This window comes from Bartonella sp. AA168HLJHH, from assembly GCF_042197365.1.
Lineage (GTDB): Bacteria > Pseudomonadota > Alphaproteobacteria > Rhizobiales > Rhizobiaceae > Bartonella.
This window is the reverse complement of the sequence record NZ_JBHIRS010000057.1, coordinates 1-1,693: the sequence shown is the minus strand read 5'-3', so window position 1 is coordinate 1,693 and position 1,693 is coordinate 1. Positions and strand designations below refer to the sequence as shown.

The following is a 1,693-nucleotide window of genomic DNA, read 5'->3' as shown; positions in this document are numbered from 1 at the left end:
ACCGTCACCCACCGCTATGAAAAACAAAGCGGATACACAACAGAAATCACACTCGAGGCACCAAACAAGGGAAAAGAAAGCAATGAGAACACTGAACATGCTAAAAACAGAAAATCCAAGAGATAATTTTGCTTCTTCTTTTCGTCAACTTCCCCATAATATTGAAGCTGAACAGGCATTACTTGGAGCAATCCTGATTAATAATAATGCACTCGATCGCGTTTCAGACTTTCTCAAAGCAGAACATTTTTTTGAAAGGCTACATCAAAAGATCTTTGAGATTGTCTTACAAATTATTCAAAATGGTCATCTTGCAAACCCAATTACAATCAAGCCCTATATCAAAATGGAAGAAAAAGTTGGAGATATTACTGTATACCAGTATGTTGTTCGCTTAGCCACAGAGGCAGTCACTATTATTAACACTGAAGATTATGGACGCGTCATTTACGATCTGTTTATCCGACGCTCTTTGATTAATCTTGGCAATGAAGTTGCCAATACAGCCTTTGATGCGCCTGTCGAACTTACACCTTCCCAACAAATTGAAACAATTGAAAATCAGTTATTTGAGCTCGCCGAAAAAGGAAAATATGGGGGTGGGTTTGAAAACTTTGATACAGCCATTGCAAAAGCACTTAACATGGCAAGCGCTGCGAAAAAGCGTTCCTCACAGCTTTCAGGGATAGCTACCCATATCAAAACCCTTGATGAAAAAATGGGGGGGCTACAGCCATCCGATTTGATTATCATAGCTGGACGCCCTGGAATGGGGAAAACCTCTCTGGCGACCAATATTGCTTTTAATATTGCCAATGCTTGCAAGCGTCATGATAACAGCCAAACCAATGAAGGGGGTATTGTAGGTTTCTTCTCACTTGAAATGTCAACTGAACAGCTTGCAACTCGTATTATCTCAGAACAAATAAAGGTTTCTTCTTCTGATATGCGTCGTGGTAATATCTCAGAAGAGCAATTTACCAACATCATTTACGCAATGCGTTCCTTACAAACAATCCCTCTTTATATTGATCAAACGGGGGGTGTATCCCTTGCACAATTGGCCGCCCGTGCAAGGCGTCTTAAACGACAACATGGTTTAGATGTCTTGATTATCGATTATATCCAACTCATGACAAGCGGTTCAAAGCGTTCATTAGAAAACCGCGTTCAAGAAATTACAGCCATTACCACCGGATTAAAAGCACTTGCAAAAGAACTCAATATTCCCATCATTGCTTTGTCACAACTTTCACGTCAAGTTGAAAACCGAACCGATAAACGTCCACAACTCTCCGATTTACGTGAATCTGGTTCAATCGAGCAAGATGCCGACATTGTTCTGTTCGTTTATCGTGAAGAATATTATCTCAAAAATGAAGAACCCAAAGAAAGCACTGCTGAGTATAGCAAGTGGCAAGAGGCAATGGAGCAAGCCAAGGGTAAAGCCGAGGTTATTATAGCAAAACAACGCCATGGTCCGACAGGAATCGTTCCCCTTGCCTTTCAATCCGATTTTACACGCTTTAGTGATTTGGAAAAATAGGAGCAGAAAAATGCGTTAAAGAGAGCTTTAAATACCCTTTGAAAAGCATTTGAAGACCCTTTGAGAACCCCTTAAAAACTCTTTGAGAAAAAATAAATTGGTACAAAACCTAGTGGCAAAATATACAAAACCCGCTGGCAAGCTACA

General features: G+C 40.3%; 1 protein-coding gene and 1 pseudogene. Both read left to right on the top strand.

Annotated features, from left to right (window positions below):
* Positions 1 to 126, top strand: a pseudogene (locus ACFINM_RS09695) (late control protein); the annotation flags it as partial.
* Entirely contained in the window at positions 83 to 1,546 is a 1,464-nt protein-coding gene (locus tag ACFINM_RS09690) for a replicative DNA helicase (protein ID WP_375641286.1), read from the top strand. The pseudogene ACFINM_RS09695 and the gene ACFINM_RS09690, both read left to right, overlap by 44 nt.
* Positions 1,547 to 1,693 lie beyond the last annotated feature (147 nt).